Source organism: Desulfovibrio desulfuricans DSM 642, assembly GCF_000420465.1.
Taxonomy (GTDB): domain Bacteria; phylum Desulfobacterota; class Desulfovibrionia; order Desulfovibrionales; family Desulfovibrionaceae; genus Desulfovibrio; species Desulfovibrio desulfuricans.
Genome location: NZ_ATUZ01000015.1, coordinates 301,432 through 327,842, shown reverse-complemented (window position 1 = coordinate 327,842; position 26,411 = coordinate 301,432). Strand labels below are relative to the sequence as shown.

General features: G+C 54.8%; 21 protein-coding genes. 5 read left to right on the top strand and 16 right to left on the bottom strand.

All coding sequences use genetic code 11. From position 1 onward, the window contains the following. Positions 1-305: 305 nt before the first annotated feature. The 11 genes from cas2 to rimI all read right to left on the bottom strand — a co-directional run bounded on the left by cas2 (position 306) and on the right by rimI (position 12,636). Complete coding sequence (cas2, locus tag G449_RS0111260; RefSeq protein ID WP_022659420.1) at positions 306-596, bottom strand: CRISPR-associated endonuclease Cas2; 291 nt, start codon at positions 594-596, stop codon at positions 306-308. A gap of 4 nt (positions 597-600) precedes the next feature. Then, positions 601-1,620 carry a type I-C CRISPR-associated endonuclease Cas1c gene (cas1c, locus tag G449_RS0111255; protein ID WP_022659419.1) on the bottom strand — a complete coding sequence of 340 codons (1,020 nt, stop codon included), beginning with the start codon at positions 1,618-1,620 and terminating at the stop codon, positions 601-603. Beyond that, positions 1,617-2,258 carry a CRISPR-associated protein Cas4 gene (gene cas4, locus G449_RS0111250; protein WP_022659418.1) on the bottom strand — a complete coding sequence of 214 codons (642 nt, stop codon included), beginning with the start codon at positions 2,256-2,258 and terminating at the stop codon, positions 1,617-1,619. Before cas4 ends, cas1c begins: the two co-directional genes overlap by 4 nt. Before the next feature lie 477 nt (positions 2,259-2,735). Next, positions 2,736-3,587: a type I-C CRISPR-associated protein Cas7/Csd2 gene (gene cas7c, locus G449_RS0111245; RefSeq protein ID WP_022659417.1), complete on the bottom strand. Its 852-nt coding sequence runs from the start codon at positions 3,585-3,587 to the stop codon at positions 2,736-2,738. A 1-nt stretch (position 3,588) separates the two neighbouring features. Then, the gene (gene cas8c, locus G449_RS0111240; RefSeq protein ID WP_245559864.1) at positions 3,589-5,607 is read right to left on the bottom strand and encodes a type I-C CRISPR-associated protein Cas8c/Csd1; all 2,019 of its coding nucleotides are present in this window, start codon (positions 5,605-5,607) and stop codon (positions 3,589-3,591) included. 5 nt (positions 5,608-5,612) lie between these two features. Next, entirely contained in the window at positions 5,613-6,404 is a 792-nt protein-coding gene (cas5c, locus tag G449_RS16910) for a type I-C CRISPR-associated protein Cas5c (protein WP_022659415.1), read from the bottom strand. Between the two features lie 12 nt (positions 6,405-6,416). Continuing rightward, the gene (locus G449_RS0111230; protein WP_022659414.1) at positions 6,417-8,912 is read right to left on the bottom strand and encodes a CRISPR-associated helicase/endonuclease Cas3; all 2,496 of its coding nucleotides are present in this window, start codon (positions 8,910-8,912) and stop codon (positions 6,417-6,419) included. A 915-nt stretch (positions 8,913-9,827) separates the two neighbouring features. Next, positions 9,828-10,883: a Smr/MutS family protein gene (locus G449_RS0111225; protein WP_022659413.1), complete on the bottom strand. Its 1,056-nt coding sequence runs from the start codon at positions 10,881-10,883 to the stop codon at positions 9,828-9,830. Positions 10,884-10,963: 80 nt separating this feature from the next. After that, positions 10,964-11,347 carry a preprotein translocase subunit SecG gene (gene secG / locus G449_RS0111220; RefSeq protein ID WP_022659412.1) on the bottom strand — a complete coding sequence of 128 codons (384 nt, stop codon included), beginning with the start codon at positions 11,345-11,347 and terminating at the stop codon, positions 10,964-10,966. A 51-nt stretch (positions 11,348-11,398) separates the two neighbouring features. After that, a complete protein-coding gene (tpiA, locus tag G449_RS0111215; RefSeq protein ID WP_022659411.1) occupies positions 11,399-12,163 on the bottom strand; it encodes a triose-phosphate isomerase in 765 nt (254 codons plus the stop codon). Positions 12,164-12,177: 14 nt separating this feature from the next. Further along, a complete protein-coding gene (gene rimI, locus G449_RS0111210) occupies positions 12,178-12,636 on the bottom strand; it encodes a ribosomal protein S18-alanine N-acetyltransferase (protein ID WP_051135435.1) in 459 nt (152 codons plus the stop codon). On the opposite strand from rimI, the gene G449_RS0111205 reads away from it, so the two are divergent. Next, positions 12,635-13,150 (top strand): NUDIX hydrolase, encoded by a 516-nt coding sequence (locus G449_RS0111205; RefSeq protein WP_022659410.1) that lies wholly within the window; start codon positions 12,635-12,637, stop codon positions 13,148-13,150. The two genes, rimI and G449_RS0111205, sit on opposite strands and share 2 nt — an antisense overlap. A gap of 148 nt (positions 13,151-13,298) precedes the next feature. On the opposite strand, the gene G449_RS0111200 is transcribed toward G449_RS0111205, so the two are convergent. The 3 genes from G449_RS0111200 to G449_RS0111190 form a co-directional block, all read right to left on the bottom strand. After that, positions 13,299-14,087, bottom strand: coding sequence for an inositol monophosphatase family protein (locus G449_RS0111200; protein WP_022659409.1), 789 nt, complete (start codon positions 14,085-14,087; stop codon positions 13,299-13,301). Between the two features lie 126 nt (positions 14,088-14,213). Further along, positions 14,214-15,239 carry a rod shape-determining protein gene (gene mreB, locus G449_RS0111195; RefSeq protein ID WP_022659408.1) on the bottom strand — a complete coding sequence of 342 codons (1,026 nt, stop codon included), beginning with the start codon at positions 15,237-15,239 and terminating at the stop codon, positions 14,214-14,216. A gap of 2 nt (positions 15,240-15,241) precedes the next feature. Then, a complete protein-coding gene (locus tag G449_RS0111190; protein WP_022659407.1) occupies positions 15,242-16,279 on the bottom strand; it encodes a GAF domain-containing protein in 1,038 nt (345 codons plus the stop codon). Positions 16,280-16,554: 275 nt separating this feature from the next. Here G449_RS0111190 and G449_RS0111185 point away from each other — a divergent pair, with 275 nt between their 5' ends. From G449_RS0111185 to G449_RS0111170, 4 genes are read left to right on the top strand one after another with little or no spacing between them, the layout of a single operon-like run. Then, a complete protein-coding gene (locus G449_RS0111185) occupies positions 16,555-18,273 on the top strand; it encodes a hypothetical protein (protein ID WP_022659406.1) in 1,719 nt (572 codons plus the stop codon). After that, entirely contained in the window at positions 18,270-19,028 is a 759-nt protein-coding gene (locus G449_RS0111180) for a 16S rRNA (uracil(1498)-N(3))-methyltransferase (protein ID WP_022659405.1), read from the top strand. Before G449_RS0111185 ends, G449_RS0111180 begins: the two co-directional genes overlap by 4 nt. Beyond that, on the top strand, positions 19,025-20,248 hold the full coding sequence (locus G449_RS0111175; protein WP_022659404.1) for a replication-associated recombination protein A: 1,224 nt from the start codon (positions 19,025-19,027) through the stop codon (positions 20,246-20,248). The genes G449_RS0111180 and G449_RS0111175 overlap by 4 nt, the downstream gene beginning before the upstream one ends. A gap of 2 nt (positions 20,249-20,250) precedes the next feature. After that, the gene (locus tag G449_RS0111170) at positions 20,251-21,075 is read left to right on the top strand and encodes a lysophospholipid acyltransferase family protein (protein ID WP_022659403.1); all 825 of its coding nucleotides are present in this window, start codon (positions 20,251-20,253) and stop codon (positions 21,073-21,075) included. 147 nt (positions 21,076-21,222) lie between these two features. Here G449_RS0111170 and G449_RS17850 read toward each other — a convergent pair whose 3' ends face one another. Both G449_RS17850 and G449_RS0111160 read right to left on the bottom strand, forming a co-directional pair. Then, positions 21,223-24,558 carry an EAL domain-containing protein gene (locus G449_RS17850; RefSeq protein WP_022659402.1) on the bottom strand — a complete coding sequence of 1,112 codons (3,336 nt, stop codon included), beginning with the start codon at positions 24,556-24,558 and terminating at the stop codon, positions 21,223-21,225. Between the two features lie 249 nt (positions 24,559-24,807). Beyond that, positions 24,808-26,250, bottom strand: coding sequence for a diguanylate cyclase (locus tag G449_RS0111160; RefSeq protein WP_022659401.1), 1,443 nt, complete (start codon positions 26,248-26,250; stop codon positions 24,808-24,810). Positions 26,251-26,411 lie beyond the last annotated feature (161 nt).

The following is a 26,411-nucleotide window of genomic DNA, read 5'->3' as shown; positions in this document are numbered from 1 at the left end:
CGAATGCTTCAATCCACGCTCCCGCACGGGGAGCGACTGTGACCATTTTTCGCCTTTGCCCTGCAATGATATGCAGGGCATTTTTCGAGAGGGCCACGAACCTCGAATAAAATTTGCATTAAGCAAAACCACTCAAAAAATTACTACAATAAAATCATACTGTTAAAAAATCGAGCACCTCCCAGAAAAATGCTGTGCGCTTCAGGTTCTCGCGGGTTGTCTGCCAGAAGTACACATATCCCCTCCTCTGCCACTCTGGTCTCTGCTGACACTCTCAGCCTGCCACTTCGTATTATGTTCGTTATCTACAGAATCAGCGTTCCCTGAGGATCATATGATGGTTTTGCCCCAACATGCTCCACGCGATTTTTCCAGTTCGCGCCCAAAAAGTAAAAGCGCAGGCTATCTTTTTCCTCATCCATGCAGTCCAGCAAATTATTGCGTAAGGCAACCCATTGGGCAGGATCAACCACGCACTCAAAAACAGAAAACTGCACGCGCTGCCCCCAATTTTCACAATGACGGGCAATTTTGCGCAGACGGCGCTTTCCAGCCGCATCCTGTGTATTTACATCGTAGCTTACCAACACAAGCATGGCGTCACCGAATCACAAAGGGAGGGTAAGCATCCAGATCGCCACGCAGGTATCGGGCGAGCAAACGCGCCTGGCAGTGATACAAGAGGCCTGCCGCCATTTTTTCCTGCAAAAAAGGATGCTCCACAGTCTCCTGTTTTCGCTCCTGCCATGCAGAGATCACATCTTTGCGCGTGGCATCGTCCATAATCACCGCGCCCGATTCTGTTTTACGAAAGCCTTTGGCCTTCACTTGCCCGCGGTTGATAAGCGTGCAAGCCAGACGATCTGCCAAATACGGGCGAAATTCTTCCATTATGTCCAGAGCCAGACTGGGGCGTCCGGGCCTGTCGCGGTGCAAAAAGCCCACAGCAGGATCAAGCCCGCAGCTTTCCAGCGCCCCGCGAACATCGTGCGCCAGAAGTGTATATAGAAAGGAAAGAAGGCAGTTAACAGCATCGAGAGGTGGACGGCGGTTGCGGCCATCAAAGCGGAAGGCGGTGTCTTTTGCCTGAATAAGGTTGGCAAATACGCCAAAATACACTTGCGCCGCCTCACCTTCAACGCCGCGCACCATATTGAGCGGCAAAGGCTCGCGCAGGCGGGCAAGGCATTGGGCCAGCCGGGCCACTGCTGCGTCAAGACTTGCAGTCGGCCTCTCGCGCGCTGCGCGCATCAGCACCGTGCGGCAATTGGCGATTTTGCCGATTACCATAGCGGAGGCAATGGCGGCAGACGCCGCATCATCATCCGCACGGCGGTATTGCTCACGCCGCAACAGCACATTGCCGCTCACTGGCCCGTGCATGGATGCCAAAAACCGCCCATATTGGGTCAACCACGACACTGTTACACCGTTTTCAGCGCAGTGACCCAACAAAAAAGGACTGCACGAAATCTGCCCAAACAGCACAAGCCCGCAAAGCGTGTGGATGGGGATTTTTCCTTTAAGCGCGTCTCCCTGGTACACGGCCACGCATTCGCCGTCTTTAGCCAAATAACTTTCTTGAGTTGTAACAAACAGTGTATTGAGCAGCGGTTTCATATGCTCTCCAGCACGGATTGCAGATAGCTCGCTGCCGAGGTCTGCGGAGCAAGGGGCAGGCAGGCGTCGCTCAGCGAGCACGCCGGGCAGATGTTGTTGGATATTTCCAAAGGCGGAGGCGCAGGGGTAAGCCCTTTATTCAACAAATCCTGCACGGCAAGAATAGTGGCGCGGGTTTCATCCCGCAGGGCATCGTCAAGAGCGACTACTTGCCGCCGCCGGGTTTTGCCGTAAAACAGCGCCCCTTCAGGAATGGAAACTCGCAACATTTCTTCGAGACAGAGGGCTTGAGCGCAGAGCTGGATACGGTCTGCCGCCATGCTTTTGGGGCGGCCCCGCTTGTATTCAACAGGGTACGGCTGCCAGACATTGCCGTGCCGATGAAACTCCACAACGTCTGCCTGCCCTGTCAGGCCAAGAGCGCGCGAGCAGAGCAGCAGCCCTGAAACAGTTTTGCAGTCGCCGCGACTTTCAGATGCGTTGCTGTGGGCTTTTTCGTGCAGCTGACGGCCCTCGGCAGTGTACACGTTTTCCGTCCAGAGCTGTTCCAGATGGATGAGCGCACACTGCCGGGGGCAGAACAGATAATGCTGCAAAGCCGATATGGGAATGGAATCGGCTGGGGGATGGTGATGCATGGTGGCTTCCTTGATAAAGGATGAGTGCCCCCTCCCGATGGGAGGGGGCCTGTCTGCCACAACTAATTACTCTACACTCGCTTCAATCCACGCTCTAGCATACAGAGCGACTACCAACGCTGGGCGATAAAGCCCGCGAGGCACATAACAAAGAACGCTTACTATCAAACACTCCCGCAGGGGAGTGAAAGAGACTACTAAGTGCCTTTGCCCATACATTGACAGATTCGGCGAACACACTTAGAAAAAACGGGAGCTTGGAGAGCCTTCCGATAAGGTTTTTGTCGATCGTACGGAAGGCTCTCTTCCTTAAACGGTGACTGCCACGCTCCCGGAGAACAGCCACCTTCAACTAATAAGACACGCATATTGCTCCCCTCTGTAATTTCATCCTAACACAGAGGAAAATTCCCCCTGTGAAGATGTTTTAACGGAGGATAATTTTTTTTGCAACACATAAGTTCGAGTGAAGACTTATTAGAATCCATGCAACACTTCTATTTTCAACCCCGGAGTTGCCTCGCCGTTGAGCGTATAGCTGCCATCGGGGTTAACCGTGAGGCTTTTATGCACTTTTGCGGATGAATACTGCCCGGAAGCGCAGTTGTGTTGCCACCAGAATACCTGATTGACGGCCATGCTGCCCTCCGGACGGGCAGACGAAGCGTCATTTTCAAACAGCCTGGGCAGGATGGCCTTGAGCACGGCAGCGTCTTCATCGCTAAAGCCGGTGCGTTCGGCAAGCTGCGGATTCATGCTGCCGTAAAAAACATACACGCCTTTATCCACACGGTGCTTCATGCCCATGGTGTCCGAACCGCGCTTACTGCCATCGCCCTCGCCGCTGACGCTTTTGGTGATCTGAATACTTGCAACGCTGACAGGCTCCACGCTGAAGGCCGAGTGAATGCTCACCGGGCCGCGCACAGCAATGGAAACCCCCGCCGCATCACCATCTTTGCCAAAAGCAAAAAGCTGCCCAAAAGCACGCACGTCAAACCACTTGGCGCAAGCCTTTCGGGCGGTTTCTTCCTTGCTGCATTTTTTGGGATTAAAAGCATCCTTGCCAAGGCCGTGCTCCGCAGATTCAGCTCTTTCCTTAAGTGAGGCCATGTTGTCCAGCTTGCGGTCGTCTGACTGCACAAAAACTTGCGTCCCCTTCTGCTCCATGAGCCGATCACGGATCTTGCGCTTAAGGCAAACATCGCTGATTTCCCCATAGCCATCATAATCGGTACGGGGACGGTTGCCGTTGAGCGGATCGCCGTTAGGGTTGGCGTGATCTACGGTGAGAATAACGGCGAAGTCGATCTTGTGTTGCAGACTCATGTTACGCTCCTTGCTGGTCATTGGCTTCAGTGGTGCTTTCTTTATCAGCCGTGGCGTACAAGGCTGACATCTGACAATGGTAGCCCAGCAGAAATTCGCCACTGAGCTTGTTTGAAGAAGTGAATTCTTCGGGGTCAAATTTATCGTAAATTTCTTTCCAGGCTTCTTTGGGCCGTTTAAGCAGCCCGGCATGGGAACTGCTCTTCAGCCGCTGCATATACGGCTGCAACTGAAGCTCAAGTTGTTTCCATGTGGCAAAAGGATGGTCGGCAAAGCGCTGCATCAACCGCTCGGCATTGGTGGGGCGTTTTTCTCCCGCGCAATTCAAAGCGGAACGTTCAATATATTCCGCAACCGCAAGAAGCCGCCCAAAGAGGTAGTCACGGGAGTTACGCGTTTCATCAAGTGCCATGCTGTATTCCCCTTCTTTTATGTGTCTGGCGAAATAGCCCCTGTACATGGCGCAGGCAACGCCCAGCACTTCAGCCCACTCCCATGCCTCATGCGCCGCGCGGTTGCAGGCACGGCGCACGCAACTCTCAACAATATCGCGCGGCAAGGTTGCCCTATCAACAATGCATGGCAACAACCGCTCTACAGTTGCCTTGAGCAACTTGTCGTCAATACGCCTGCCGTAAGCAACGCGGGCAATCGTTTCTGGCGTAGGAGCAAGGGGCGTGTAAACAGTGCGCGTTTTGGGTTTGCTCTGGCCCTCGCGCGTTTCGGCAATGCGAACGGGCAAAACCCATGCGCATTCTTCCTGCCATCGTTCCAGATTGTGCAGGTAGTCCTTAAGCATCTGCTCACGGTAAAATATGACAGAAAGCCGACCAGGGCTGGCCGCATCCATCGCCATGATGGTGATGCCGTCAGTTTCCTTGAGATCAGCCTTGTATCCCACGAGGGCTTTGTTCAGCCTTTTTGCAAAGGGCAGCCCCATATTTACGGGAGGAACAAAAAGAGGCCGGGCGGCGTCCTTCTCTGCCTGCACCTCAGGCGTGTCATCAAGCAAGAAGTCGTCGGCACTCAGATCAAACAAATCTTCACAAGGATTAGGCACGGGCGCGCCGCGCACAGCCCAGGCCACAACAGCCTGATCCCCGTTGCGGTAGCCTTGCCGCGCAATGAGCCAGCGCAACGCATTATGCGCTTTGTGACTTACCTCATAGCCGACTGTGCAGGCCTGCTCCGGCTCCAGAAAGCGCCCCCGGTAGGTAAAATTTGCGGAATCATTGGAGGAAATAAGTTTTGCACCATCACCGGGGCGGCGGATATTGCGCGGATGCTTTGTGGCAACAACGCATTCCACCCCTTGCACCATGCAAAGGCCTTTTTGCTCCATCATGGATGCGTCGTAAGCCATCCAAGCCTGTTGCAGGCTGGTGTCCTTCCATGTACGCGGTTCCATGTCATCAGGCAGGTTTACCACGCTCCATACCACCAGGGCGTCCCCCTGGTCGCGCACCGTGGCGTTGCCAATTTTTTTGGGCTGCAATCTGTTAAAGATGCTGTCTGCGCCGCTCTCTTTGTCTGCTTCGGTTGGTTCCGTTTGCAAGGAGTTGGCTGATTCGCCGCGCAAAATTCCACATTTCAACAGGTCATTCACCAGATGCCCCTGCGAAACGTAGGCATATACAGCCCTGGCCTTTGGATGACTGTGGGGAGAATCGCACCATGCCTGCAATTGTGCAGCATACAAGCTATAAAGATTCTTTTTGCCGCCAGAGTAATCTTTGGCGCAATAATGGATTTTATCATCCAGAGGATGTGGGGAATCACCGCTGGTACGACCTGCGGAATCTTCTGTTGCCGGGATAATGAACTGCATCTTCAAGGGCAGCAGCTCTGCCCTCACAAAATTACCAGCCCCGTCAATGACGACATGAATATGCGCCTGCTGGCTGGTATGGCTCACCGGCATAAGCGCCGGGGCCTCCTTGCCGCCGTCTTCCGCCTGCGGCGGATCTACAAAGGCCGGGTTTTTAGAGCAGGCTTCGTACGTTTCAAAGAGTTTTTGCATCCAGCTCACAGCGCACCCCCTTGTGGGCCGCCATCAGAAAACAGATTTCGGGCATCGGGATATGCCACAGTTTCAGGCTCCTGCAAAAGGAGGCATAGCGCCTCTTCATCGCAACCCGCATAATTTTTGCCGGGATGGAATACCTTGGACTTCATGGGGCGAATTTCTTTACGCAGCAGCGAGGCGTCATCCGGCGAGGGGAATTCGATAATGCCCTTGCGCATAACCGGCTTCCAGAACCTTGCGCCAAAACTGGAGTTTCCGGTTTCATCAGGATAATCAAACCCGTGAAACATGAGGCCAAAGGCCAGCTCTTCCAGGTCATCATACGCACCGGGGCCTTCGCCAAATCTGCAAGGCTCTACATACCCCTGGCAGTCGCGCGTACCCAAAAAGATATCCTGTCGGCCACCGCGCGCCAGCATACGCTTGGCTATTTCGTAGTGTTTGCCTTCAATCCGGTCTTGTTTCAGTTCCGGCCTATACTCATTCCATACAAAATGGGCCTTTACCTGATAGGCAACATCAGCCAGATAGGTATAGATGGAAAGATCATTGCCGCCTGTGGTGGGCCTGATTGGTTTTACGCCCTTGGTCTGTGTGCGAAATGGGTGCAGAATGCGCACCTTTTCAATCACCCAAGTCAGCGTTGGCTTCCAATAGATAGATTTGACTATTCCCTTGAGAGCCTCATATGTGGGAATGTGGTAAGAACATTTTTCGCCGCCGACTCGAGTTACGGGATCAGAAAAGAGGGCATAACGCCCATAAACAGTAAAGGATATATCGTTATTCACTCAATCCTCCTATCAGTAATTACAAAAACTCAGTTTTTGCCCTGATTGCGCGCTAACGCCCTGATCATTGCAGTAAAAATTAGGCCTCAAAGCAAACATGCCACTATCCTGAATGGGATACAAGGCATTTTTCTGTATAAGTTCACGTTCTGTATGTGGAAAAATATTCACTGAAAATCGCTGAGCCTTACGCAAAAGCTCATATTTTTTATACAGCAAATCTGTTGAACAAAGTGCGGCAATAATGCCTCCTCCATCTTTATAAGGCACCAAAATACTTTTTGATGTTGAGTCGATGGACTTGAAAATTTTTGCTGCGGTGCTGAACGATTGCCCCAATGTGGGGAATGGATTGTTGATGACAGCAAACTGATTACTGCCCAGCATATCAAGCAAAGAATTGCAATCGCCTGCCGCGTAAGAAAGCGCGGCACCCTTACGATAAAAATAGTGGTCAAAATATGTTGCAACCAACTGTGGCATGGTGAAATCGTAGCCAGACTCCAAAAGTTCTTGTTCATACTTTATGCGCACTGTATCAAGAAAGATATCCCGACCATCTTTAATGTCTTTCAGCCAGGCCAGATTTTCTGCATCCGCTTCTACCAGCACAATATGCACCCTGCCCGGTTCTTTTTCCCCATGCCGATTGCAGCGCCCTGCCGCCTGGAGGATTGAATCCAGACCTGCAGCCATGCGAATAACAGATCGAAAACTGATATCCACGCCACATTCAATGAGTTGAGTGCTAACACAAAGTACAGGGCGGCCTTTTTTCAAATCGGCGCGCATGGCCTCAAGCTTTTCCATGCGGTGTGCCGGGCAAAGATTGGTGCTAAGATAGTAGCGGTTTACGCCTTCATGTTCGGCGCAAAGCGCATAAATATTTTCTGCCGTTCGCTTGGTATTGCAAACCACCAAGCATGAACCGTGGGTTTGTTGCTCTTCTTGCGCTAGTGCGGCCACATTTTCTGCACTCATGCCGGTGTGGCAGTGGTCAAAAAAAACTGTGCGCTTGAGGCATGTAAACAGGGCAGGCACATCTGGCACAATTTCCATGTCGGGCTTTATATCAAAGCTGCCGCTCAAAGGTCGCGGCAGATTGCCCAGCCTCGGCTGCGTGGCAGTGCAAAGCACTGCAGTAGAGCCGCATTGCCCGGTCAAAAAATCCACAGCGTTGCAAAACATGCGTAAGCAGCGCACAGGGACAGTCTGCACTTCATCAAACACTATCACACTACGCGCAAGATTATGCATGCGGCGGGCGGAGCTAGTGCCTGCGCCAAACAGGCTCTCAAGAAACTGCACCATTGTGGTAAAGACCACGGGAGCATCCCAATTTTCGGACAATTTTTCCCATCGACTGACGACTTCTTCAGCGTCAGAATCTTCATCAGGGAAAAAATTGGAATGGTGCTCAAGCACTATGGATCCAGGGGCTTCACCCTGCTCAAGAATTTTCCGGGCTACAGCGGCATTTTGATCAATAATGGATGTATAAGGAATAACATAGATAATTCTGTCCATCTGGTGCTTTTGCGCGTGCAGCAGGGCAAAACGAAGGCTGGCCAGCGTTTTGCCCCCGCCAGTGGGCACAGTGAGAGTAAACATACCCGGCGCATCCTGGGCACGCTGCGCGCAATGGGCAGAAATATCGCCCCGGATGTGGTCGATGGCATGTTGCGGGGTCTTTTGGGCCAAGGCTGCTTCAAAACGCGGCACCAGGACATTCCAAGGACGCCTGACCACGCTGCGCCGAATTTTCGCCCCTTTCCGGTCTTCAAAATCTGCACTGTCAGTACGATCCGCATCAATCAGGCAACTGAATAAAAAACGCGCCAGTAATCCAAGCTGAAAATCGCGGCTGTTTGCGCAGTCTCGTTGGTCATTGATATCCGCACTTGCTGGCTGCTTGCTCATGACTCGATCACGCAACTTCATCAGAACTGCTCGCACTTCCGATAAAAGCGCATTCGAGATTTCATTTTCTATCTCTTCAAGGAATGCTTGATCGCACCGCTCAACGCACTGCTCACGATGTGTTTTTTCCTCAGGACGGGCCATGTAATTCTGTGTAAATGCGTCCTTGCCGTCTGGGGTTATGCAATCTTTTAACCCTGAATGGTGGGACAGAATACACAATGCAATCATCCGGGCGATCGCCTTTTTCGTATCATTGCCTTGCAGACCCTTCCAGAGGAGCTGCCCTCCAGCAAAAGCATGATTAATCTTCCCTTTGCAAGTTATGGGATCGGTGTAGCCCGGCTCACCAGGAGTAATGCAGCCAGCAGCGGAAAGGATATAATTCTGAAATTCTTTTGAATACTTGCCAAAATCATGCAGCAAGCCAACCAGATGACCTGTCAGGGGCAACCCGACCTTGGCTGCCGCTGATGATGTCAGGGCAGCAACATTCCGCAAATGTTCAGAAAGAGGCTGTATGCGGACAGGTGCGCCATTCTCGGGGCAATAGACATGAGCCACGCAGCAATCAGGCAAGTTCGACATAATGGCCCCCTTGAAGTCGTTATCAAAAAAAGAATAATAAAAAATTTAATATTTTAATATATACAAAATACTATCCACATTGCAACTTCAATTTCAACAAATACATGCCTGCCTTGTCCTGGCGTTGGCGTAAACCCCATTCGCAGGCTTGCCCCGTCCTTGGTGTAGCCCCACATAGCATCGCTTTTGAGTGACGCTTGTTCTACCGTTAAGGATTCAAATAGATGGCAGCAAAACGCTATGCTGAAGGAGGCAATAGTTAAAGAGCATTATGAAGGGCTGGGTATTAAAGACACTATAACCTTATGCAGCTGGGTAGGAGAATATTCGCGAGGTGAATCTATTGATGAGGGACGCAGGAGAAAAACACCCGTATCTGGAAGTTGTCCAAAAACTGATTTTGCGTCTATTGAATAAGAATTCGTCTATGTAGTAACGGCTTAAATAATTACTCAAAAATTTTATATAGCTTCTGATTCTGACATGAATATGGAGAGCACAAGATGCAAATCTTCAAAGTTGTAATAAATTGAGCGAACGATATCACTTGCTTTTTCTTTCTGCCTACCCAGCGTAATCAATGTCTGGTATTATAAAGTTGTTAAAGTCAATAGTAATGGAAAAATATTGGAGATATTTAGCAGAACTCTGTGCAATACAGTTTGCGCAACAATCTTGCCCAAGTATTTGCAGCTTTGAAAAATCTCCAGCACTGTGTGGCACTGTACTACACACTAATCAATGATTTCAGCACACTGATAAGTCATATCAGAAACGAATACGTACAGCACAAAACTTTTTGAGGGGGGAGGTATAACCTCTCAGGTACTTGCTGCAAGTGAGGCCATAAGCGCAGCCCTTGCCGAGTTTACTTGTCAAACACTTGCAAGTGTACATTTTCAAAAGCAAGCAGCTCTAGTACAGGTCAGAATCCGCAGGCATCCTTTCCCAGTAAATGCGGCCTTTTTTGCGGTATTTGCGCAGCAGCACATAGACGCTGCCCGGCCCGCCGTCGTGGGGTTGGGCTGTGCAGAAGGCCAGCACTACCCGCTTGAAGGGATCCTGCGTCAGCCAGCTTTGCAGCTTTTCGCGCAGGACGCCCATGCCGTCAGGCGAATTGCGGCCACGGCCCGGCACCACCAGCACTGTGCGCAGGCCCTTGTACCAGCTTCCCTTAAAAAAGCCGCGCAGGGCTTCAAATGCCTGCATCGCATTGAGGCCGTGCAGGTCAAGGTGGGCCTCAGGGCTCAGGCCACCAGCGCGGAGCTTGTTCAGAATCATCTGGTCAAGGCCGACCACATGCCCTTCAAGGTATTCGTCAGAGAACGTCAGGGCAAATTCCAGCTTGCCGTCCATGAAATCCTGAAGGCTCAGCTCGCCATGCGGCGGTGGAGTTACCGGGGCAGGAGCCGGAACAACATCCCGCCCACCGCCAGTAAGGGGGCTTACTGTGCCCATGGCGGCAAGAAAGGCCGAGGCCTCGTCATCCTCATCCTCTTGAACGGGTGTGGCTGCGACTCTGCCAGATGGCACCTTGCCAGATGACGCCTGTGTAGGCGACGCATGACCGCTCGATATTTGGGCCGCTCCCGGAGCCACGCCCTTGGATTTGCCAACATCCTGCGTTGCGGCCTTAGTCGCATTTTTTTTGCCCTTGCCGCGTTCTTCGGCCAGGGCATCTGCCATACTGGTCATGGCGCCTCGTTCTTCCAGTGAAAACCCCGGATTTGCAGCTTTGCGGCTGTTTTTGGCAGGGGTCACACTGCTCACGGCGTTCAAAAACAAGTCGCAGTCTTCATCCGAAACTTCAACAGCCTGCGCAGTGCCAGCAGACGCTATCACGCGCTTGCCCTTACCCTGCCCATGGTGCGCAGGTTTGCGCTCATTGCTACCATTTTTTTGCTTTTCGGGAAATTTTTTTGCATTGAGCGCGCGGAACGGATTTGCCCCAAAGGCATCAGCGTCAGACATAAGGGCTCCACTCATGAGTTATGCGAATAAAAAAAGCCGCAGCACAGGCCGCGGCTTTAACAGTAAAACAGGTGCTGCGCTTATTGAGCCGCAGGCGCCGGGGCCTTCTGCTCGGCAGGAGCAGCGGGAACCACAGGAGCCGGGGTCGCTTCCGCACTGGGCTTAACAGCCGGGGCGGCGGGCCTGGGAGCAGCAGGCTCTTCAATCTTCACGTCAAGAATCGTAGACTGACTTGAAGGACGCGAGCTGGTCACGAGGGTGTAGCTGAGCGACGTGATAACAAAAATCACGGCCATCAGGGCTGTCAGTTTGGCAAGAATGCCGCCTGCGCCGCCGCTGCCGAACACAGAGCTGTTGCCACCGCCAAAAATCACGCCCATGCCTTCCTTGCCCGCCTGAAGCAGCACAAGAATAACCAGCAACACGCACACAATGATATGCAGCGTAAGAATGAGAGTCTGCACGAATTCCTCCTCGCCGTCCGGCCACTGCCCGATGGCGCGCCCGAAGTGGGGTTAGGCCCCGATAATTTGTAAGAAGCTTTGCGCTTCTAAAGACGCTCCACCTACCAGAAGGCCATCCACATTGTCAAGGGCCATAAGCCCTGCGGCATTGTTTGGCTTAACGCTGCCACCATAAAGAATGGGCAGCTTGTCTGCGGTTTCACCCACAAGTTTTTTCAGCAAGGCCCGCGTGACGGCGTGGGCATCAAGCACTTCTTCCGGCCCGGCAACCTTGCCCGTGCCAATGGCCCACACAGGCTCGTAGCCAATGGCGAGCTTGCCCACAAGGGCAGCGCCGCGCAGGCTCTCGGGCATGGCCGAGAAAACAGCGGCAAGCTGGCGCTCGAGCACGGCGCTCAGCTTGCCAGCTTCGCGCTCGTCAAGGGTTTCGCCAATGCAGAACAGCACCTTGAGGCCGTGCTCAAGGGCAAAAATTGTTTTGCGGGCCACGAGGGCATCGTCTTCGCCCATGATGTGCCGCCGTTCGGAATGCCCGGTCAGCACCCATCTTGCGCCAGCGTCAAGCAGCATGGCGGGCGAAGTTTCGCCCGTAAAGGCCCCTTCCTCAGCAGGATAGCAATTCTGCGCGCCCGCCGAAAGCGCCGCAATGCCCTTAAAGGCGTCCGCCACGCAGTTTATGGACGTAAAGGGTGCAAAAACAACCACATCCTGCCCCGCAGGCATATTCCCGAGGCCTTTGGCCAGATCGCTTGCGCTTTGGGCTGCCTGAGCGCGGGTTTTATACATCTTCCAGTTGGCGGCAAATATTTTTTGCATGTCGTCCTCAAGGATCATATGGAACAAAGATAAATGAGCGCGTCTTCGCCAGTATCGGTATAATACTTTTTGCGCACGCCCTCTCGCTTGAAGCCGCAACTCTCATACAGACAAATAGCGGGCCTGTTGCCCACTCTGACTTCAAGCAAGATTTTGTGTATAGCCATTTTACGCGCAAGGCGCAAGACCACGCCCAATATACGCCGCCCGTAGCCTCTGCGACGTTGATCCGGCAAAACTGCAAGATTGAGTATTTCCAGTTCATCCAGCGTGTGATACACTGATATATAGCCAATCAGCGCCTCATGCCGAAACATTCCCAGTGCCGAAAAAGCCTTTTGCCCAAAGGCGGCAGCGCACTGCTCTTCTGACCAGGGCAGGGGAAAGCACTGGCGCTCAATCTCGTACATGGCGGCGGCATGCTGCGGCCCAAGCATCTGAAGGCGTTCGTCCCGCACTGTGGAAGCATTCATGAAAATCAGCCTTTATCCTTCATTAGGCAACACTCCTGACTTGCAGGAGGTTGTGGACCACAACAACATACCGCTGTGCATCATGCGCGGCGAGGACATACTGCGGCAGAACCTGCGCCACCGGGCAGTGGGCCTGCTTGTGCGCGACCGGCTTGGGCGCGCCCTGCTGACGCACCGCCCTGGCCTTGGCTGGGGATTTTCGTCCTTCGGGCGACTGCCCGCCGGGCAATCAAGCGAGCGTAAGGCGCAGGAACTGTTTAAAAACGACTGGAACCACGAAGGGCGCATACTGCCGCTCGGCGTTTCCCCGCCGGGGCCGGACAATTTCAACGCCTTTGTGGCGCTGTATGAAGGCCGCATGCCCACCTCGCTGGCTGCCACCGCCGTGCGTGACCCGGATCAGCACATGCTGGTCGATTATGACGAACTGCGAGGCCTAGGCGTACATTTTGGCGAACTGCTTTCGCCCTTTTTGCGGCAGGCGGTGCAGGCTGGCCTTGTGCGCCCGCGCTGAGCTGCTCACACTCCCTCAATTTACCCGCGCGCAAGCCTGCCAGTTGCAAAAAACTGCCCAGCAGGAGCGCAACCCCGATGGGCCTGCGTACCCTTCGTGAACGCTCTGCTCAGGCAACGCTCTACGCAAGCCGTGCAACGCTGTGTTCTTATACGGCCGTGGGGCCAAGCAGATCAACAGACTCCTGATGCACCAGCCCGTTGGATGCCATGAGCACATCACCAAAATGCAGGGCCTCGCCGCGCAAATTGGTCACCCTGCCCCCGGCTTCTTCCACCAGCAGCAGGCCAGCGGCAAAATCCCAGGGCTTCAGGCCTTCTTCATAAAACATATCCAGCCTGCCGCAGGCCACATAGGCCATATCTACCGCCGCCGCGCCTATGCGGCGCAAGCCCTGGCTTTTGGGCAGCACAAGGGAAAGGCGTTCCAGTATTCTGTCGATCCGCCCGGTAAAGTCATAAGGAAAGCCGGTGGCCACCAGCGCATCTCCAAGGGTTTCCGCCTTGCTCACGCTTATGGGCGCGCCGTTGAGGTACGCGCCCTGCCCGCGCTGCGCGCTGAAGCATTCGTTCATCATGGGAATGCTGACCACGCCAAGCTCCACATGATCCTTGTTCCACAGCGCTACCGAGGTAGCAACCTGCGGGATGCGGTGCACAAAATTGGTGGTGCCGTCCACCGGGTCAATGATCCAGCACAGGCCGTCCGGTTCCTTCTCGCTCTCGCTGCTTTCTTCCGCCATAAAGGCGGCGCCGGGCACAAGGTTTGCCAGTTTTTCCTTCAAAAAGGCTTCCACCGCCAGGTCCGTCTGCGTGACCAGATCAATGCGGCCCTTGTGGCGCACGTTGCTGGGCTTTGCCCAGTGCTCGCGCACGATGTCGCCGCTCTGGCGCACAATTTCCAGACATCCCTGCAAAATATCCTGTGATGCAAACATGGCTATCCCTTTGTGCGCATGGCTGTGTATGCCACGCACAGATGCCGCAGGGCTGGTCGCCCCGCAGCAGGTATTGTTTTGAAAAATGGATTGTCGCAACCTCCCGGCAAGAGGCGCGGGGCGCAGCTAGTTAATGAAGACCGAGTGATAAAGCTGGCGGTCAAGCATGGCGCGGGCCGTGCCGCGCAACACGGTGGTCAGTGGGTCTTTGTCCACAAAAACCTTGAGGCGCGTTTCTCTGGCTATAAACTGATCCAGCCCCTTGAGCAGCGAACCGCCGCCCGCCATGAGCATGCCGTTGCGGTAAATATCCGCTGCCAGTTCAGGCGGCGTTTTTTCCAGCGCACGCATCACTGCGCCAAGGATCGCCAGCACAGGTTCGCGCAGGGCTTCGCGCACATGGCCTTCCGTAACCTTGACCACGCGGGGCGCGCCGCGCACCAGATCCTTGCCCGAAACTTCAAGCACCGGCGCATTGGGCATGGGCATGGCGGAACCAAGAATTTTCTTCACGTTTTCCGCTGTATTGTCCCCAACTTCCATGCGAAAAACATCGCGCATGTAGCGTTGCACGGCCATATTCATGGCATCGCCCGCCACGCGCACAGACTGCGCATTGGCAATGCCCGCCATGGTGATAACGGCCACCTCGCTTGTGCCGCCGCCAATGTCGAGCACCAGATTGCCCAGAGGCTCATGAATGGGCAGGTCTGCCCCGATTGCCGCCGCCATTGGCTCCTCGACCATGGCCACATCGGCAGCACCTGCCAGAATGGCCGAGTCGATGACCGCGCGTTTTTCCACCTGGGTGATGCCCGTTGGAATGCAGATGACCATGGAGGGCTTGACCAGTCGCAGCCCGGTAATGGCCTTGCGCACAAAATAGGAGATCATTTCGCGGGTAATGTCGAAGTCGGCGATGACGCCGTCCTTCATGGGGCGCACGGCCTTGATGCGCTGGGGTGTGCGGCCCAGATATTCCTTGGCCGAAGCGCCTACGGCGAGAACAGAATTCTTGTGCGTGTCTATGGCCACCACCGATGGTTCATTGATCACAATGCCATCCGCCCTGGTGTAAAGCAGGGTGTTGGCAGTGCCAAGGTCCATGGCAATGTCTTTGGACAAGAATCTGAAGAAACGCCGTAGAATCATGTTTAGTATTCTTTTGTTGGCGGAATGGGCGCGGTGTCGGGGTCATAGGCCTGGGGGCCGTCGTTATGCACCCGCGCTCGGGGCAACATGGTTCTGAGCCGCATTTTGAGATACAGATTTTCCAGGAACAGAGCCAGATGATCCACAGACTGACGCACAAAACTGCGCAGGGATTCATCTATCTGGCGAGGATTGGTGTGCGCAAGGCAAAGTACGCCGCGTGTGCTTTTGTTGACCATAACCGGCATGCATATGGCAGCCTGAAAATCGGGCATATCCGGCAGTTTGCCAAACAGCACCGTGGCGGGCGCGCCCTCGACGCCTTCAGCGATCACCGGCTGATCGTTGCGGAAAACCCAGCCTGTTATGCCGCTGCCCATGGGCAGGATAAGCGGTTCTTCGCCGGTCAGCAGCAGGCGGGCTGATTCGCTCTCAACGCAATATGTTTCGCCCGGTTCGTCCACCGAGGCAAAGGCGCAGTAGTCAAAGCCCGTGGCTTCAACCATTATGCGCAGATAGTTTTGCAAAAACTGGGGCCAGCGCTTGTAGCGAAAGCGCAGATCCTGAATAACGGACAATTCCGCAAAATAACGGGGAATATCCCCTGCAAGCTCCTGCCGTCCGGTGGAACCCTGCTGGCGCGAGATAAGCTCTGCGAACATTTGCAGGATTTTGTGGTCTTTGTCTGAAAAAGAGTACTGTCGCTTGCTGTCAACGCAGAGCGCGCCGCCGGTGGGCACGGGGCAGCCCATAAAGGCCTTGATGTTGGCCTCTTCGCCGCCGGTGTAGTAGCCAAGGTTGCTCTGGCGCTGGTCAAAATTTGGCACAAGCAGAGGTTGCCGGTTACGAACAATCCAGCCGACAAGGCCCTTGCCGGGCAGCACCGATGCGTTGGACGCAATCCTTTCACCCAGGCTGAAGGCAGCCGCAAGGTGGTGCGCTTCGCCTTCTTCGTCAGGCAGAAAAAGGACTACGGAATAAGCGTCAAAAACGCTGCAAACGATGCTCAGAATATGCTTTTCAACAGAGTTGGCGGTCATGGGCACATGGGGTTGATGGTGATGCCGCCCACAGGCGTGACGGCTCTCGGGTAACGCATTTCTTGTAGCAAAGGGCATGCTCCGCCGCAACTTCTTTTGCGCTGTTCCTGCTCGTTGATCCGATGCTGCGGGCCGAGGCTGGCAGCGCTGCACCCCCTAACATCGGGCTTGGCAGCCCCGGTTGATGCCGTTTTTCGGGGAACCTGCATCATTCCTACTGGAAAATATTCTAAAAAGCAGGTAGTAAATAACAAATTTCTATAAGGGATGTGCGGATGATTAAATGGCAAGAGGTATTCAGCAAGGACGGTCTGCCCTGGCAGGACGCTACCCAGTTGTCCTCTTCGCTTGCCGTAAGCGACCTGACACAGCTCAAGAAAATGCTCGATGCCGTGCATATCCGCCTGTGTCTGGTCAAACCATATCAGGAAAACAAGAACTACCCTCTTGTGGAAGCGCGCGAGCTTTTGCCCTCGTTTGACAACGACATGTTTGAATACAAAGAGCTGCCGGGCTTTGCCATGGTGGCCTTTGCCCGCCAGCTCGACTATTTTTCAGAAATTTTTCAGTTCGACCGCCTGCACCCCGTAATTACCGAAGGTGACGGCGCATGCTGCCCGCTGGAAAATCAGGTCATGGTGCAGAACCTGCAAACCCTGGCCTCGCGGCTGCCGCGCGTGCATCAGGATATTTTTCGCCAGCAGTTCCGCTCGTCAGACACGGTTGTGCTTGAAACCTATCCTGCCCTCATGCCCTACCTGCTCAGCATGGACAGGGCGCACGTGCTGGCCTGGGGCGCTGACAAGCAGTTTCATCTGGCCGGAATATTCGCCTCCTTTCCTTCGGATATCGACAGCGAACTGAAGCGCTTTGGCATCCGCATCGGCAAGTTCGTATATGGCGACAGCGATATTTACGAACGCAACCGCATGTTTGTGTACCAGTACCTCATGGAGCTTTACGGCTTTCCCATTGTTTCAGAGCGACGCACCTCGAGCGCGCTTTTTGCCCGCAAGCTGCACAAGATGGGCGAGCGTTTTTTGCTGCGCGTGCTGGGGCAGACGGACAGAACCATAACCACCTACATGGCCAATGGCGAAAACACGCGCTACCCTCTGCTGGAAAAAGTGGCCCTTGTGGCTGTGGACGCCGACCAGGACGAAGCGCTGAGCGCCATTGACCGCGATGGATTTTTTCTGGACAAGCCGCGCCGGGTCGTCATTCTGCGCATCAAATACCGCCAGCACACCTTTGACGCCAGCAACGTGCGGCAGGACCGCGCCCTCTCCGTGGTGGCGCAAGAGGTGCTGCACCCCATCACGGGCGAAGCGCTCACCGGGCTTAATATCATCAAGGACACCTCCAACATGTTCCTGCGCCTCAACGACATCGTGCGCGGCGAATACACGGGGCGCATCATCTACAAGCGCACCGAGGTGGTGGAAAACACGGGGACGCACGAAAAGCGGCTCAAATTCCTCTACAGCTGGCTGACCAAGCATCAGCGGCGCATGATCAGCTACAGTGATGAATTTTTTTCCAATGTAAGCAAGGTATTGACCAACTACCTCTTTTCGCCAGACAATGACGAGGCCTTTGAAAATCTGCGCGAACTGTATCAGGAAGTCTGCACCCGGTTCAGCTACATCCAGCAGGCCAGGCGTGTGCGCATACTGGAAGACCTGTGCCTGCGCACCTTCAAGGGCGCGCGCATCACCTACCAGCAGATGTTCCGCGAGGCCCTGAACCTGCTCAACGAGCTGAAGTTTGAAATCGTCAGCTTTTTCCCAGGGCTGGTTGACGCCGTGATCGACTGTGTGGAAAGAATCCTGCGCGACAGTTATCTGCAACGCAAATACATAGAACCGCCGGAAGATACCCTGACCCCGGCAGGTCAGGAAATTCGTAAAAATTACAGACGTCTTGTTTCATTGCAGGACGGGTTCAAGGCTGTGCGCAAGGCGCGCAGCGGCAAGGAAAACGTGGTGGCATGAGCGTACCGTTTTTTTATCTGGCCCCTGAACACTGGGGCGATACACCTCTTCTTGAAGGGCAGGAAGCCCGGCATCTGGGGCAGGTTCTGCGCGCGGAACCCGGCACAGAAGTGGGCCTTCTGGATGGCCGGGGCCGCTCGGGCATATTTGTGGTGTGCAAGGTGGGCAAAAAGAACGTGCAGCTCCAGCGCGTTTCTGAAACTGTCGCCCCTGCTCCACATTCGCGGGCCATTGTGGCGCTGGCCTACAGCAAGGCCGTGCGGCGCGGCTTTTTTATGGAAAAGGCCGTGGAGCTTGGCGCGCACGGCGTATGGCTGTGGCAGGGCGACCATAGCCAGGGAAAACTTTCTGCCGCCGCAGAAGAAGCCTGCCTGGGGCAGATGATTGCCGGAGCAAAGCAGAGCGGCAACCCCTGGCTGCCCGAAGTACGCGCCCTCTCGGGCGGCGTGGATCAGCTCATTCATCTTTCGCACACTGCCGACCACCGCATTCTGCCCTGGGAACTTCAGGACGGTGTGCACATGCTCACCCCGGAAATGGCGGGGCAACCCGGCCTGACCGTCTATGTTATCGGCCCGGAAGGCGGCTTTTCGCAACGTGAACTGGCAGCCCTGAAAACCGCCCACTTTGCCGCCGTGAGCCTTGGTGCGCGCGTATTGCGCTGTGAAACAGCCGCAACGCTCTGCCTTGGCCTGCACTGGTGGGGGTCGCAGCTTAGCGGCAAGGCCGATGCCACTCAAGGGAGCGGAAAGTGACCGTAAGCAAGCCGCTGCCGGAGCGCATGCGGCCCGATGATCTGGCGCTTTTTCTTGGTCAGACCCATCTTGGCGACCGCCTGCGCTCACTTATGAAGTCCGGGCGTTTGCCCAGTCTGCTGTTTTTCGGCCCGCCCGGCTGCGGCAAATCAACACTCGCCCTGCTGCTGGCCAAATCATCCGGCAAGCCCTATTTGCGCTTGAGCGCGCCCGAGGCCGGATTGCAGCATTTGCGGCGCTCGCTGACGGGCGTGGAAATTCTTGTGCTGGACGAACTGCACCGGTTTTCCAAGGCGCAGCAGGACTTCTTTTTGCCGCTGGTGGAATCGGGCGACCTGACCCTGCTGGCCACAACCACGGAAAACCCCTCGTTCAGCGTTACGCGGCAGTTGCTTTCGCGCCTGCACGTGCTGCGGCTGCGGCCCCTGGGCCGCCCAGAGCTTATGGAGCTGGCCCGGCGCGGCGCAAAAGACATGCAGCTTGAAATGACCGATGATGTGGCCGACCTGCTGGCCGGGGTTTCGCACGGCGATGCCCGCACCCTGCTGAATCTTGTGGAATACGTGGGCGCCCTGCCGGAAGACCGGCGCGATCTGGAGCATATCAAGGCGGCGCTGCCCGAGGTGCTCATCCGGCACGACAAGGATGGCGACAACCACTATGAACTGGCCTCGGCGCTCATCAAATCCATTCGCGGCAGCGATGTGGATGCGGCCCTGTACTATCTGGCCTGTCTGCTCGAAGGCGGCGAAGACCCGCGCTTTGTATGCCGCCGCCTGATACTCTCCGCCTCCGAGGATGTGGGGCTGGCCGACCCGGACGCGCTGGGGCTTGCCGTGGCCTGCCAGCAGGCCGTGGAATTTGTGGGCATGCCGGAAGGCTTTATTCCGCTGGCGGAAACCGTCACCTATCTGGCCCTTGCCAAAAAGAGCAACACATCCTATGCGGCCTATCTCAACGCCGCCCGCGAGGTCAAACTCAACGGAACGCGCCCGGTGCCGCTGCATCTGCGCAATCCTTCCACCCAGTTGCACAAGGAATGGGGCTACGGCAAAGAATACAAGTACCCCCACAACTACCCGGAATCGTGGATCGAGCAGTCATACCTGCCGACTGAACTGGAAGGCCGCAGGTTCTACCAGCCGCGCGACAACGGTGAAGAACCACGCCTCAGCCAGTGGTGGCGCAAACTGCATAAAATCAAAAAAACGGACGAATAGGCATGAACCCCTTTGTTGACGGCGCATTTGAAGCCAAGTTTCTTACGGGTGACACATACAGCAGTCAGCCTGCCAGTGCGGGCTTTTTCAGCCGTATGATGCCCTCGCTCAGCTTTTACAGCCGCCTGTTTCTCGGCCCGGTGCGCTGGCTGTGCTCCAGAGCGTCCAAGGGGCAGTGCGACGATGCCGCCTGGGTATATGCCAGCGCTTGGGTGGCAGACCTTATGGAACGCATAGGCTGCCCCATAGAGATTGAAGGCATGGACGCCATTGAAGCCGTGGACGGCCCCTGCCTGTTTGTGGCCAACCACATGAGCACGCTGGAAACATTCATGCTTCCGGCCATGATCCGGCCCCGCCGCCAGGTGACCTTTGTGGTCAAAAAAAGCCTCACTACCATGCCGTTTTTTGGCCCGGTGATGTGCTCACGCGACCCCATCGTGGTTGGACGCACCAATCCACGTGAAGACCTCACTGCCGTGCTGAACGGCGGACTGGAGCGCCTGAAAAGGGGCATTTCCATCATTGTGTTTCCGCAGCACACCCGCTCGCGCGAGTTTAATCCGCAGCAGTTCAATTCCATCGGCGTCAAGCTGGCCAGAAAGGCCGGAGTGCCCATTGTGCCGCTGGCGCTCAAGACCGACGCCTGGGGACAGGGCAAAAAAATCAAGGAACTTGGTCCGGTCAACCCCGGCCTGACCATACACTACAACTTTGCAAGCCCCCTCACCATTGCCGGGCAAGGCAAGGAGGAACAGGCGGCAATCTGCCAGCATATTGAAAGCCACCTCGGCAAATGGCAGCAACTGGACGGCATCAACGAGTAACTGAATTTTTGTGGATATTTTTCGGATATGACGTTCAAGGGCGGGGATTACCCCACCCTTGTTATTCTTGAAGCACAAAGTTCTTTTCAGGCATGACAATGTGTGCAACAGGCCTGAATTTTGCCCTACCCAAAGTTTTCACCCTGCTCAGGCGGCTCCGCTGCTCTCGCCCACCGCTGCCTGTTCGGTGCTTTTGGTCTTTTCAGCGCTCTCTGGCAGCTCGGCCCGATTACCCTGCCCTTCTGCGGCTGCCGCTGCATTTCTGCGCGCCAAAAACCGCTCAAAGTCCTTCACCGCCAGAGGTACGCTGAACAGGTACCCCTGAAACAACGTGCAGCCCATGTTCAGCAGGGCCCTTTTCTGCTCGCGGGTTTCCACGCCCTCTGCCACGGTGGTTAAACCAAGGCTTTGCGAGAGCGCGATGATGATGCTGGCGATGGCGGCATCATTGGGGTCAGTGAGCAGGTCGCGAATGAACGAACGGTCAATCTTGAGCTGATCCAGCGGGAGCAGCTTGAGATACGCCATGGACGAATAGCCGGTGCCAAAGTCATCCAGCGAAAACCGGATGCCCAGGTTGCTCAGTTCGACCATGGACGATATGATTTCCTGCATGTTCACAGCCAGCTGGCTTTCGGTCAGCTCCAGCTTCAGCAGGCCTGGGTCAATGCCCGTTTGCCGCACCGCTGCCGTAACATCCCGTACAAAATCACTTTCGCGGAACTGGCGTGCGCTTACGTTGATGGCGATTGTCAGATTTGAAAACTCGGGCATCTCAGCCCAGCGTCCGAGCTGACGGCACGCCTGCCGCACCACCCATGCACCGATGCGGGCAATCATGCCGTTTTCTTCTGCAAGAGGAATAAAGGCGGCAGGCGGCACAATACCGCGCCTGGGGTGTTGCCAGCGAATCAGGGCTTCAGCGCCAAGCACGTTGTCATCCAGGTCAATCAGCGGCTGATAATACAGCACAAACTGCTCAAGGCGAATGGCTTCCTCAAGATCCCGCTCAAGCTCTATGCGCTCCATGACAGTTTGCTGCATGGCCGGATCAAAAAACCGCACGGTATTTCTTCCGGCGTCTTTAGCCTGATACATGGCAAGGTCCGCCTGCTTGAGCAGTTCATCGGGAGTGATGCTCTGCTTGCCGAACAGGGCAACGCCAATGCTGGCTGTGCAGTTGCAGGTAATGCCCTCCACAAGAATTGGCTCGCGTACGGCATTGAGAATCTTGCGGCAGATAAGCGCCACGGCCTCCGCAGCCTCCTCGCTGTTGCTCGACAGACCGTGCAATAACAAAACAAATTCGTCGCCGCCAAAGCGCGCCACCGTGTCATCTGCCGGAACAATGGCAAGCAGGCGCTGCCCAACCTGCTTGAGCAGATTGTCGCCGTGCGCGTGACCAAGCGTGTCGTTGATCGTCTTGAACCGGTCGAGGTCAATAAACAGCAGCGCGCTGAACTTGTCCGTGCGCATGCCTACCGCAACTGCCTGCCGGATGCGGTCAGTAAGCAGGGGGCGGTTGGCAAGACCGGTCAGTTGATCATAGTAGGCCAACTCATTGATGCGGGCTTCGTTGCGGCGGCGCTCTTCTTCCCAGGTAAAATTATCCAGCGCAAAACTGACGTTCAGGGCCATTTCCCCCAGGAGCTCGCGCACCTCTTCATCAAAGGTTCCGGCATCATCGGCGTAGAGCGTCAAATTTCCAACAACTTCTCCCCGTTGGCGCAAGGGGAGCGCTCCAACAGAAAGAAAACCAGTTTTGCGCACAAGCTGCCACCAGGGCGCAAGCCTGGGGTCAGTTGTGGTGTCGTCTGACCAGACAGATTCGTTGTTTCGGATTGCACAGCCAGTTGGGCCAGACCCTTTGGGGTCAGACGCCCAAACAGATATGTCGAGCTTTTGCAGATCGCCATTGCTCAGGCCAAAGGACGCAACGGGCTGCACGTTGCCTGTCTGCTTTTCAACAAGGCCGATCCAGGCTCCCTTCATGCCGCCAGCTTCAACAGCAGCCCGGCAAACCTCGGCAAAAAGATCGTTTCTGCCAGAACAGCGCACAATGGCCTGATTGCATCTGCTGAGCGCCGCGTACATTTGTGAAATACGGTTTGCCCGCGCCTGAGCAAATTTTCTTTCACTTATGTCAGTACACAAAAATGCTATGATTCCAGCTTCTGAGCGGTAGGCAACAATATCTGCCCACAGGTTGTTGCCAGCAAGGTAAAATTCAAAATGAGACGGCTCGCCGGTTTCCGCAGTCACTATGAGCGGATTTACCCAGCGGGCTGTTTCGCTGGTTTTGGGGCTGATTCTTTCCAGCAGTGTTTTGCCGATAACGTCTTCCCGCTCCGCCTTGAATACATCGCAGTAGGCCTGGTTGATCTCAACCAGCCGGAAATCGCAAATTTTCCCGTCTGGCGCAAAGACCGGCTCGCACAGGGCCATGCCTGCCTGCATATTGTCAAAAAGGCCTTTGTAGCGCTTTTCGCCCAATTCAAGTGCCTTGAGCTGCCGGGTGTAGCTAATGCCGCTCCAGAATGAGATAAACACGCAGACTATCCATAAAAAGCCCAGTGAAAAAATGTCCTGTCGCCATTTGGCGAGTACGGCGTGCTCATACAGGCCAATAGAAAGATACAGAGGCCATTGGCGAAGCTTGCGATAAAACGCGATCCTTTTTTTATCGCCAAAATCTGCACGCTTGTGCTGGTAGATGCTTGGGGCGGCATCGTGTTCAATGAGTTTTCGCAACGGGGGCGATGGCTTTGCGTCAAGCCAGAAACGCCCGCGCGGGTACTGCGTGACAAGGCCGAGTTTTTTGTCCCACAGGGCGGCCACGGCGCTTGGCCCCACAATGACGGCTGAAGCCATGATGTCCGAAAACATATCTATAGAGACCGCGCAGGCCACAACGCCGCCAAACGAACCATCGGGCAACAAATAGCGCATGGAAAGCACGATGAGGGGGCGTGTCCACAACTGGCTGTAAAATGGGTGGGAAATAACAAGCCCGGAGGAGGGATTATTGCGCAGCTGAACAAAGTGGTCGGTGTTGGTAATGGACATCTCGCCAGAAAGCGCGCGGGGAGAAGCATACACTACCCGCCCCTGTGTATTTGTCAGCAAAAAGCCCAGAGTGTCCGGCAGGCGATCATCAAGATTTTTGCCGTATTCTTCAAAGCGTTCCCATGAAACATCGCCGCGCAGTGCCTGCTGTTGTGCTTCATCAACCGCGCCCTGCAGGGCAAGATTGATTTTCTCAAAACGCCAGGAAAGAACATCGTCAATGGATCGGGAAACGCTTTCAAGCGTGTTGGCAGCCTTGTCGAGTTCCTGCTGCCTGCTGCCTACAAGGGCAAAAATAATAATGCCCAGAACAAGCAAGTTGATTGCGGCAATGACCCATAACTGCTTGTGGGAATACAGCCGGGATGATTTGCTTCGTTCAGATTCTGAACGAAGGCTTGGCTGGGAATCAGTCATATGAACCCCACAGCGGCAGAATGCGTCAACTCCCCAAAAAACAGAACAGCTGAAAGCCAGTGGAGGCAAAGGAGGCCATGCAGCATTCAAACAAAAAGTGAACTGCAAAAGGCTGTTACGGCAATATGGAAATTAAAAACCTATAGCAATAAACCTACTCCAAATCTTTGTTCCAAGCAAGTTCATGACCCGATATTATAAACTGATATCACATAATTACGCATTTTAAAACCTCAAGCGCACAAAAAATCAGCCCACAGAGACGCTGTTTTTCCCCATTCTTTTTGCATGGTAAAGCGCCGTATCCGCCCTGTGGATCAGGCTGTCCTGAGTATCATGAGGGCGCATCTCTGCAAGGCCGATGCTCACGGTGCAGCGCAGCCCGTCCGCAAAGCTGAGCCCTTCAATCCGTCGGCGGAGCTTTTCTGCAATTTCCCCGGCTTTATCGGCATCGGTTTCAGGCAAAAGCACAAGAAACTCCTCCCCACCCCAACGTCCGGCAATATCCTGCTGACGCAGCACATCTACAGCCAGGGCGCTCAGGGCCTGCAACACGCCGTCACCAGCAAGATGCCCGAAGGTATCGTTGACATTTTTGAAGTTGTCCACATCCAGCAACAGCACGGAAAGAGGAAGTTCCCGCTGGTGCGAACGCAGCATGGCCTCGGCCATATCACCAGAAAGTTTTTGCCGGTTGGCAAGGCCTGTGAGCTTGTCGGTATTGGAAATATGCAGCAGCTCAGCATTAAGCCGACGCAGCCGGTACGTCCAGTAGCCCCAGAGCAAGGCAATGACAGCTCCAATCCCGCCGCCAAAAAGAAACCACATGGGGTTGATGGCTGACTGCACATTGATGGAAATGTGCTGATTGACAACCCTTCCCCGTTCCTGCGGTGTTATGGACATCACGCCCTTGTCCAGAATATTGCGCAGGGTGACATCACTCTTGTTTACGCCAATGCGCAGATGATTCATGTACATGGGCAATTGCCCGGCAATTTTCAGATTGAACAGCCCGTTTTTGCGTATGGTGTAGGCGGCCACCATCAGGGAACGCATAGTCATGGAACTGCGGCGGCTTGAAACCATTTTCATGGCTTCATCCTCTGACCGCACAAGCTTGATCTCAAGATTGGGATACCGCTCCCTGATCAAACCTTCCATTGCCGTGCCTTCGGGAAAGACGATGGATTCGTGCTCAAGCGCTGCCGGGTCAGAAATATAATGATGTTCTTCGCGTGTTATGAAAACGTTGGGGTCACTGAACAGGGGCGAGGTAAAGATAAGCCATTCACTGCGCTCAGTGGTCTGGTTGAGAAAACTCAGCACCTTGCACTGCCCGCTTTTGGAAAAAGCCAGGCTTTCATTCCAGTCGGCGGTGCGTACCAGCTCAAACTCAAGGCCGGTTCTGTCCGCGACCAGCGCCAGAAGATCGGCTGCAATGCCCACGTGTTTGCCCGATGCGTCTATCTGCTCATAAGGAACCCAATCAGGGTCAACGCACATGGTAACTTTTTTATGCTCACGCAGGTAGGCCATCTCGGTGGGTGTGAGGGCCACATCACCAATATGCGCTACAGCTGTATCAAAAGCGCAGGCCATGCCGGGCAAGGCCTGCAAAAAAAGCCAGACAAGCCCACTGCACAATGCCTTGATGGCGCGGTTTGTTGCAGCAGCGCGTTGGATGGGCATCCATTCCCCCAGACTTGACTATTGTCGCTTTGTGCAAGGGCAAGGTTGCTTGCATGCACAGCCATAAAAACGTGCGAATCAAAGCAGGACGTACGGCCGGTCCGTCACGGCAAAACAATCATTCCACCATCTGCATATGAATGATTTTTGTCAGTCCTGCA

Bases quoted from the DNA above. Each gene is read 5' to 3' on its own strand.
- cas2 (WP_022659420.1), bottom strand. From the start codon at position 596: ATGCTTGTGTTGGTAAGCTACGATGTAAATACACAGGATGCGGCTGGA.
- cas1c (WP_022659419.1), bottom strand. From the start codon at position 1,620: ATGAAACCGCTGCTCAATACACTGTTTGTTACAACTCAAGAAAGTTAT.
- cas4 (WP_022659418.1), bottom strand. From the start codon at position 2,258: ATGCATCACCATCCCCCAGCCGATTCCATTCCCATATCGGCTTTGCAG.
- cas7c (WP_022659417.1), bottom strand. From the start codon at position 3,587: ATGAGTCTGCAACACAAGATCGACTTCGCCGTTATTCTCACCGTAGAT.
- cas8c (WP_245559864.1), bottom strand. From the start codon at position 5,607: ATGCAAAAACTCTTTGAAACGTACGAAGCCTGCTCTAAAAACCCGGCC.
- G449_RS0111230 (WP_022659414.1), bottom strand. From the start codon at position 8,912: ATGTCGAACTTGCCTGATTGCTGCGTGGCTCATGTCTATTGCCCCGAG.
- G449_RS0111225 (WP_022659413.1), bottom strand. From the start codon at position 10,883: ATGTCTGACGCTGATGCCTTTGGGGCAAATCCGTTCCGCGCGCTCAAT.
- tpiA (WP_022659411.1), bottom strand. From the start codon at position 12,163: ATGCAAAAAATATTTGCCGCCAACTGGAAGATGTATAAAACCCGCGCT.
- G449_RS0111205 (WP_022659410.1), top strand. From the start codon at position 12,635: ATGAAAATCAGCCTTTATCCTTCATTAGGCAACACTCCTGACTTGCAG.
- rimI (WP_051135435.1), bottom strand. From the start codon at position 12,636: ATGAATGCTTCCACAGTGCGGGACGAACGCCTTCAGATGCTTGGGCCG.
- G449_RS0111200 (WP_022659409.1), bottom strand. From the start codon at position 14,087: ATGTTTGCATCACAGGATATTTTGCAGGGATGTCTGGAAATTGTGCGC.
- mreB (WP_022659408.1), bottom strand. From the start codon at position 15,239: ATGATTCTACGGCGTTTCTTCAGATTCTTGTCCAAAGACATTGCCATG.
- G449_RS0111190 (WP_022659407.1), bottom strand. From the start codon at position 16,279: ATGACCGCCAACTCTGTTGAAAAGCATATTCTGAGCATCGTTTGCAGC.
- G449_RS0111185 (WP_022659406.1), top strand. From the start codon at position 16,555: ATGATTAAATGGCAAGAGGTATTCAGCAAGGACGGTCTGCCCTGGCAG.
- G449_RS0111180 (WP_022659405.1), top strand. From the start codon at position 18,270: ATGAGCGTACCGTTTTTTTATCTGGCCCCTGAACACTGGGGCGATACA.
- G449_RS0111170 (WP_022659403.1), top strand. From the start codon at position 20,251: ATGAACCCCTTTGTTGACGGCGCATTTGAAGCCAAGTTTCTTACGGGT.
- G449_RS17850 (WP_022659402.1), bottom strand. From the start codon at position 24,558: ATGACTGATTCCCAGCCAAGCCTTCGTTCAGAATCTGAACGAAGCAAA.
- G449_RS0111160 (WP_022659401.1), bottom strand. From the start codon at position 26,250: ATGCCCATCCAACGCGCTGCTGCAACAAACCGCGCCATCAAGGCATTG.